At 73.4% G+C, this 7,353-nt stretch carries 7 protein-coding genes; 5 read left to right on the top strand and 2 right to left on the bottom strand.

The genetic code is table 11. From position 1 onward, the window contains the following. The first annotated feature begins 208 nt into the window (after positions 1-208). The 5 genes from HZS56_RS36720 to HZS56_RS36700 all read left to right on the top strand — a co-directional run bounded on the left by HZS56_RS36720 (position 209) and on the right by HZS56_RS36700 (position 4,819). A complete protein-coding gene (locus tag HZS56_RS36720) occupies positions 209-733 on the top strand; it encodes a DUF1453 domain-containing protein (RefSeq protein WP_216725148.1) in 525 nt (174 codons plus the stop codon). After that, the gene (locus tag HZS56_RS36715) at positions 730-1,884 is read left to right on the top strand and encodes a sensor histidine kinase (RefSeq protein ID WP_216725147.1); all 1,155 of its coding nucleotides are present in this window, start codon (positions 730-732) and stop codon (positions 1,882-1,884) included. Before HZS56_RS36720 ends, HZS56_RS36715 begins: the two co-directional genes overlap by 4 nt. Beyond that, complete coding sequence (locus HZS56_RS36710) at positions 1,881-2,567, top strand: response regulator transcription factor (RefSeq protein WP_216725146.1); 687 nt, start codon at positions 1,881-1,883, stop codon at positions 2,565-2,567. The genes HZS56_RS36715 and HZS56_RS36710 overlap by 4 nt, the downstream gene beginning before the upstream one ends. Positions 2,568-2,636: 69 nt before the next feature. Beyond that, the gene (locus HZS56_RS36705; protein WP_216725145.1) at positions 2,637-3,230 is read left to right on the top strand and encodes a DUF485 domain-containing protein; all 594 of its coding nucleotides are present in this window, start codon (positions 2,637-2,639) and stop codon (positions 3,228-3,230) included. Then, positions 3,227-4,819: a monocarboxylic acid transporter gene (locus HZS56_RS36700; protein ID WP_216725144.1), complete on the top strand. Its 1,593-nt coding sequence runs from the start codon at positions 3,227-3,229 to the stop codon at positions 4,817-4,819. Before HZS56_RS36705 ends, HZS56_RS36700 begins: the two co-directional genes overlap by 4 nt. A gap of 59 nt (positions 4,820-4,878) precedes the next feature. Here the strand turns inward: HZS56_RS36700 and HZS56_RS36695 are convergent, their stop codons facing one another. Continuing rightward, positions 4,879-5,559, bottom strand: coding sequence for a response regulator (locus tag HZS56_RS36695; protein ID WP_216725143.1), 681 nt, complete (start codon positions 5,557-5,559; stop codon positions 4,879-4,881). After that, positions 5,556-7,280 (bottom strand): ATP-binding protein, encoded by a 1,725-nt coding sequence (locus HZS56_RS36690; RefSeq protein WP_216725142.1) that lies wholly within the window; start codon positions 7,278-7,280, stop codon positions 5,556-5,558. Before HZS56_RS36690 ends, HZS56_RS36695 begins: the two co-directional genes overlap by 4 nt. Positions 7,281-7,353 lie beyond the last annotated feature (73 nt).

The raw sequence follows: 7,353 nt of genomic DNA, 5'->3' as shown, positions 1-7,353 counted from the left end.
GCGGGGCGGCGCCGGCGGCCCGGGGGGCCCCGCCCCCCCGCCCGCGCGCGCGGCCGGCGCCGGCGCGGCCCCGCCCCGCCCCGCCGCCCCCCCCCCCCCCCCCCCCCCCCCCGCCCCCCCCCCCCCCCCGCTTCTTTTTTTTTTTTTGGGGGGGGGGGGGGGCCCCCCCCCCCCCCCCCCCCACCCCTCTCCTGCTCACGGAGGCACGATGTCCGGGTTCGTCGACGCGTTGGTGATCACGGCGGTGGCCGGTCTGGTCGTCGTCCGCCAGTTCCGCGCCGCGCGCATCGACACCGACCGGCGATGGTGGGTGCTGCCCGCCGTGCTCGGTGTCGTCGCCCTGCGCGAACCGGGCATGATCGACGCCCATCACCACACGGTTTCCGTGCTGCTGCTCGCCGCCGAGACGGCCCTCGGCCTGGCCACCGGGGCCGGCTGGGCCTGGACCACCCGCATATGGACGGACGCGGACGGTGCCGTGTGGAGCAGGGGCACCCGGGCGAGCGTCGCCGTGTGGGGCGCCGGCATCGCGCTGCGTGCCGCCCTCTTCGGCATCGGCGCGGTCCTCGGGGTGCGTCAGGACAGTTCGGCCCTGCTGCTCGCCCTCGCGGCAACGCTGCTGGTCCGCTCCGGAGTCCTGGCCTGGCGCGTACAGGCCACGCATTCGGCTGGCGAGACCCGTCCCGCGTACGGTGACGTCGTGGGCAGTCCCGCACGGAAGGAGGCCGCGTGACGGGAAGCGTCTGGACGAGCTGGCCCTCGAAGGAGGCGCTGCGCCCCGAGGACGTCTCCCGGCCTCGGCGCCTGCTGGCCCTGGCCGTGCGTCTGCTCGTGTTCGGGATGCTGCTGTGGGGCGCGTTCACCAGCAGCCGCCTGCACGGATGGGGAGCGGTCGCGGCGGCCGTCGGTCTGGTGGTGGCCGTGGGCGCGGCACGGGCCTTCTTCCGGACCACGCTCGCACACCGGCTGTGGCCGTCCCTGGCCCTCGTCGCCCTGCTGCTCGGCATCGCGGCCGCCGCGCAGCCCTTCGGCTTCCGCGTCCCCGCACTGGTGATCTTCTGCGGCTGCGCCGTTGTCGCGCTGGAGCGGATGCCTCTCGTGGCGGCGCTTCCCGTGACCGCGCTGTCCGTGGCCTCCTACACCCTGGTCAACGACGATCCCTGGCTCACCACGGCGGCGACGGCGGCCGGACTGGTGCTCGTCGGGTACGTCCTGAGACTGGACGCCGAGGCCCGGGGCAACGCGCACCGGCTGCTGGCCCAGGAGCGAGCCGCACGGGCGGCCGAGGCGGAGTCCGCGGCGCTCGCGGAGCGGGCCCGTATCGCCCGGGAGATCCACGACGTACTGGCGCACAGTCTCTCGGCCCAGCTGGTGCACCTCGAGGCGGCCCGGTTGCTGATCGAGCGGGACGCCGACCGGCAGCAGATCCTCGACCGGGTGGTGGCGGCGCGCGGTATGGCCCGCGACGGACTCGCCGAGACCCGGCAGGCGCTGTCCGCCCTGCGGGGAGAGCTGACGCCGTTGGAGGACTTCCTGGCCCACCTCGTCGACACGACCGGGACCGACGCGGAGGTCACCATTACGGGGGAACGCCGAGCGCTGCCGGCCGAGGCGTCACAGGCCGTGCGCAGGGTGGCCCAGGAAGCGCTGACGAACGCCCGGAAGCACGCCCCGGGAGCCGGAGTGCGGGTGCGGCTGGACTACGGCGCCCGTGAAGTGATGCTGGACGTGCGGGACTCGGGAGGCCCGCCGGGCGAACTCACCGCCACCGGAGGTGGGTACGGTCTGCTGGGCATGCGAGAGCGTGCCGAGCTGCTGGGCGGTTCGCTGCGGGCGGAGCCGGGCGAGGAGGGGTTCGTGGTGACGTTGAAGGTGCCCGTATGACGGACGACGGCGGGGAGAATCCCGCGCGGGTGGTGGTCGCGGACGACCAGACCGTGGTGCGGGAGGGAATCGTGATGCTGCTCGGGCTGCTGCCGGGGGTCGAGGTCGTGGGCTCGGCGGGGGACGGCGAGGAAGCGGTCCGGCTGGTCGCCGAGCTCGCGCCGGACGTCGTGCTGATGGACCTGCGCATGCCCAGGTGCGACGGTGTGGAGGCCACCCGCCGGATCCGGGCCCGGCACCCGGCGACGCAGGTCGTCGTGCTCACGACGTACGCGGACGACGAGTCGCTGTTCCCCGCGCTGAAAGCCGGGGCACGGGGTTATCTCACCAAGGACGCGGGCGGCGACGAGATCGTCCGGGCGGTGCACAGCGTCCTGTCCGGAGACGCGGGGCTCTCACCGGGCATCCAGCGGCGGCTCCTGGAACGCCTCTCGGAGTCCGAGTCCCGCCGGACGGTGAGCCCGCCCGAGCCGCCGGACGGGCTCACCACCCGGGAGACCGAGGTGCTGGTCCTGATCGCCGAGGGACTCAACAACCAGCAGATCGCGAGCAGGCTGAGTGTCTCCACGGCGACGGTGAAGACCCACATCAACAATCTGTTCGCCAAGGCCGGCCTCAAGGATCGCGCCCAGGCGGTGCGTTACGCCTATGGAAAGGGGCTGGTGCGGCCTTCGGAAGGATGAATCACCTGATGGGGTGAAGTGCGAGGGGAAGAAGAGTCGGGGATCTTCCCGTTCTGCCCATCCTTGGGCATGCAGTCAAGCAACGACCACCTCCCCAGCACGGGAGGCGGTCCCCGAGGCACGGTCGATCGGCATGCCGTGCCGGGACGGGCGTATGTGGAGACGTCCCCCGGTTCGCACCACGACGCGCCGTACCAGGACGATCCACGGTACGACGACCCCTGGTACGACGCCCTCGCCTCCGGCTGGGGCGAGCCGGCCGCCGTCGGTGCGCACGAGTCCACGCTGCCGCCGACGCGGAGGGAGCCTGCGGGAGAGACCTGCCGGACCGCGGCCGACGTGTACCTGGAGGTTCAGCGCAGCGAGGCCTTTCAGGAGGTGCGCAGCCGCTACCGGCGGTTCGTGGTGCCGGCAGGCGTTGCCTTCTTCGGCTGGTACGTCGCCTACGTGGTGACCGCCACCACGGCGCCCACGCTGATGGCACGGCCGGTGGCCGGAGCGGTGAACGTGGGGATGGTGGCGGGGATCGGGCAGTTCCTCACCACGTTCGTGCTCACCTGGGCCTATGCGCGGCACGCCCGGCTGCGCCGCGACCGGGCCGCACTCGAACTGCGCTGGGACACCCAGGAACTGACGCGCGAGGCCCGGGGCGGTGCGTCGTGACGGACGACCATCAGGCCCTGGCCCTGGTGCTGTTCAGCGCCTTCGTCGCCGTGACGCTGGCGATCACCACGTGGGCCGGACGCCACCGGCAGGGCTCGGCGGAGGAGTTCTACGCCGGCGGCCGCCTCTTCTCACCGATGGAGAATGGTTTTGCCATCTCCGGCGACTACATGTCGGCCGCCTCCTTCCTCGGCATCTCCGGACTCATCGCACTCCACGGCTACGACGGCATGCTGTACTCGGTGGGCTTCCTGGTGGCGTGGCTCGTCGTGCTGTTCCTGGTCGCCGAACTCGTGCGCAACTGCGGCAGGTTCACCCTCGCCGACGTCGTGGCCGCCCGGATGAGGGAGCGGCCCGTGCGGATCGCGGCGGGCACCTCCTCGGTCACCGTCTCCGTCCTGTATCTGGTGGCGCAGATGGTGGGAGCGGGCAGCCTGGTCGCGCTGCTCCTCGGCGGCACGACCGAAGCGGCACGGACCTGGACCGTCGTAGGAGTCGGCGCCCTGATGGTGGTCTACGTGTCACTGGGAGGCATGCGCGCCACCACCTGGATCCAGATCGTGAAGGCGGTGCTGCTGCTCGGCGGCACCGTGACCCTGACCGCACTCGTCCTGGTGCGATTCCACGGCGACGTCGACCGGCTGCTGCGCACGGCAGCCGGGCGCAGCGGCCACGGGGACGCCTTCCTCGCGCCCGGACTGGCCTACGGCGGGGACTGGACCTCCCGTTTCGACTTCATCAGCCTGGGGCTCGCCCTGGTCCTGGGCACAGCGGGACTGCCGCACATCCTCTCCCGCTTCTACACCGTGCCCACGGCGCGCGCGGCGAGGCGGTCCGTCGTCTGGTCGATCGGCCTCATCGGCGGCTTCTATCTGATGACGATCGTGCTCGGTTTCGGTGCCGCCGCACTGGTCGGACCGGACGCCGTCCGCTCGTCGAACGCCGCGGGAAACACGGCGGTGCCGCTGCTCGCGCTCGATCTGGGCGGCGGCGCGGACTCCACCGGCGGGACCGTGCTCTTCGCGGTCGTCGCCGCCGTCGCCTTCGCCACGATCCTGGCGGTGGTCGCCGGCGTCACCCTGGCCTCCTCGGCCTCCGTGGCCCACGACCTGTACGCGTCCCTGCGGCGCCGCAATGCCAAGCCGCGCAGCGAGGTCGCCGTGGCACGTCTGGCCGCCGTCGGCATCGGGGCCGCCGCCATCGGGCTGGGCCTGCTCGCCCGCGACCTGAACGTCGCATTCCTCGTCGGTCTCGCCTTCGCCGTGGCCGCCTCCGCGAATCTGCCGGTGCTGCTCTACTCGCTGTTCTGGCGCGGCTTCACCACGCGGGGTGCGGTGTGGGCGGTCTGGGGCGGCCTGGTCCCCTCCGTGGTGCTCGTACTGCTGTCCCCGGTGGTGTCCGGCAGCCCGCAGTCGCTCTTCCCCGACGTCGACTTCCAGTACTTCCCGCTGCAGAACCCGGGCCTGGTCTCGGTCCCGCTGGGCTTCCTCGCGGGCTGGCTGGGCACGCTCACGTCGCCGGAGGCCCCGGACGAGGCCAAGCACGCCGAGACGGAGGTGCGGTCCCTCACGGGCGCGGGCGCCGCCTAGCGACCCACGGGGCGGCGCATGGCGTTCCGGGGAGGTGCGTGCGGCCGTTCGGGCCGGCGTCAGGTGCGGGACGACCACTCGTAGCGGTGTTCCGGGCGGCCCGCGTCACCGTACTTGAGGGTGAGTCTGGCCCGTCCGGTGCGCTCCAGGAGCTTCAGATAGCGCTGCGCGGTCTGGCGGCTCACTCCGGTCCGTTCGGCGATCTCCTGGGCGGAGAGCGGGCCGTCGGCCTTCAGCAGGCACTGGCGCACGAGCTCGGCCGTGGTGGGGGAGTGCCCCTTGGGCAGCCCCGGCTCCGACGGTGCCGACAGGGCGCCGAAGATCCGGTCGACCTCCGCCTGCTCCGCCTCGCCGCCGCCGTCGAGCGTGCGCCGCAGCCCCGCGTACGCCTCCAGCTTGGCGCGCAGCCCCGCGAAGGCGAACGGCTTCACCAGGTACTGGAGGGCACCCTGGCGCATCGCCGCCCGGACGGTGGACACGTCCCGTGCGGCCGTCACCATGATCACGTCGGTCTCCAGGCCTCGCCGCCTCATCTCCTGGACGACCTCGAGACCGGTCCGGTCGGGCAGGTAGTGGTCCAGCAGGATCAGATCCGTACGGGGCAGCCGTTCCACGCTCCGCAGCGCCTCCAGCGCGCTGTGCGCCTGGCCCGCGACATGGAACCCGGGCACCTTCTCGACGTAGGCGGCGTTGACCCGCGCGACCCGCGTGTCGTCGTCCACGACCAGGACCTCGATCATCGGGACTCCTTCTCGGCTGCGGTGTTCTCGGCTGCGGTGTTCTCGGAAGCGAAGGCGGAAGCGGGGGTGGGAGCGGGGAGGGCGGGGGCGGGCGGTTCCGGTTCCTGGCCGGGTGCGGCCAGGGCCTCCGGCAGGAAGACGGCGAACGCCGCGCCCCCGCCGTGCGCCGCGTCGACGGTCGCGCTTCCGCCCTGCCGCTCGGCCAGCCTCCGTACGAGCGGCAGTCCGATGCCCCGCTGGCGGTGGGCCGGAGGCTCCTTGGTGGACCAGCCCTCCGTGAAGACCAGCTCGCGGTGTTCCGCAGGCACCCCGGGGCCCGTGTCGCGCACCCGGAGCGTGGCGGCGCGCCCCTGCGCCCGCAACTCGACCTCCACGCGCGCGTGCGGTGTGCCCGCGACGGCGTCCAGCGCGTTGTCGACCAGGTTCCCGACGATCGTGACCAGCCCTCTGGGATCGACCAGGCGGTCCGGCAGCCGGGTCCGGTCGGACACCCACAGCGCCACTCCGCGCTCGGCCGCCACGGTCGCCTTGCCGACCAGCAGGGCGGCCAGCAGCGGGTCCCGGATCCGCTCGGTGATCTGCTCCGCGGTGACCCGGTGGTCACCCACCACCTCGCCGACGAACTCCACGGCGTCGTCGTACATCTCCAGTTCGAGCAGCCCCAGCAGGGTGTGCATGCGGTTGGCGTGCTCGTGGTCCTGGGCGCGCAGGGCGTCGATCAGGCCGCGCGTCGAGTCCAGCTCCCGGCCCAGCTGCTCCAGCTCGGTACGGTCGCGCAGGGTGACCACGGCGCCGCCGTCGTCGGTGGGCATCCGGTTGGCGACCAGCACCCGCTGGCCGCGCACGGCCAGCAGGTCGGTTCCGGACACCCGGCCGGCCAGTACGTCGGCCGTGCGTCCCGTTCCGAGCGCCTCGTCGGGGGAGCGGCCGACGGCCTCGGTGCCGATGTCCAGCAGCCGCTGGGCCTCGTCGTTCAGCAGCCGCACCCTGCCGCCGCGGTCCAGGGCGACCACCCCCTCCCGGATGCCGTGCAGCATCGCCTCGCGCTCCGCGAGCAGCCCCGCGATGTCGGAGAAGGCCAGGTCCCGGGTCTGCCGCTGCACCCGGCGCGAGATGAGCCAGGCCGCCAGCGCGCCGACGGCCAGCGCGCCGCCGGCGTAGGCGAAGAGTCCGGGGATGGCGTGGACCAGCCGCGCCCGGACGCTGTCGTAGGCGATGCCCACCGAGACCGCCCCGACGATCTCGCCGTCGCCGTCGCGCAACGGCACCTTGCCGCGGGCGGAGCGGCCGAGGGTGCCGTCGTCGATCTCCATGACGTCCTGCCCGGCCAGCGCCTGCCCGGGGTCGGTGGAGACGACCTCGCCGATCCGCCGCGGGTCGGTGTGCGACCAGCGCACACCCTGCCGGTCCAGCACGACGACGTACTCCGCCTTCGTGGCCCTGCGGATCCGCTCCGCCTCCGTCTGCACCGGGCCGTCCGCGGCCGGCCGGGTGGTGCGCAGGTCGCGTGCCACCTGCGGCTGCTGCGCGGTCGTCTGCGCGATCGCCAGCGCCCGGCGCATCGCCTGGTCGTCCAGCTGGTCGCCGAGCGGCGCCAGGAACAGCCCGGTCGCGAGCACCACGACTCCCGCGGCGATCGCCAGCTGCATCAGCAGCACCTGCGAGAACGCCCGCCGAGGCAGGCCCAGGCGTCGGCGGCGGGCGGGGGGAGTGGGGCTCATACCCATGACGGTACGGGGGCGACGGGGGCGCCCCGTAGCGGGGTGTGACGAGGGTCTCCCGGCTGCCTGAGGC

It is taken from the genome of Streptomyces mayonensis (genome assembly GCF_018982965.1).
Taxonomy (GTDB): domain Bacteria; phylum Actinomycetota; class Actinomycetes; order Streptomycetales; family Streptomycetaceae; genus Streptomyces; species Streptomyces mayonensis.
The sequence above is the reverse complement of the archived record's forward strand: the minus strand, read 5'-3'. Positions and strand labels throughout refer to the sequence as shown.

Bases quoted from the DNA above. Each gene is read 5' to 3' on its own strand.
- HZS56_RS36720 (WP_216725148.1), top strand. From the start codon at position 209: ATGTCCGGGTTCGTCGACGCGTTGGTGATCACGGCGGTGGCCGGTCTG.
- HZS56_RS36710 (WP_216725146.1), top strand. From the start codon at position 1,881: ATGACGGACGACGGCGGGGAGAATCCCGCGCGGGTGGTGGTCGCGGAC.
- HZS56_RS36705 (WP_216725145.1), top strand. From the start codon at position 2,637: ATGCAGTCAAGCAACGACCACCTCCCCAGCACGGGAGGCGGTCCCCGA.
- HZS56_RS36695 (WP_216725143.1), bottom strand. From the start codon at position 5,559: ATGATCGAGGTCCTGGTCGTGGACGACGACACGCGGGTCGCGCGGGTC.
- HZS56_RS36690 (WP_216725142.1), bottom strand. From the start codon at position 7,280: ATGAGCCCCACTCCCCCCGCCCGCCGCCGACGCCTGGGCCTGCCTCGG.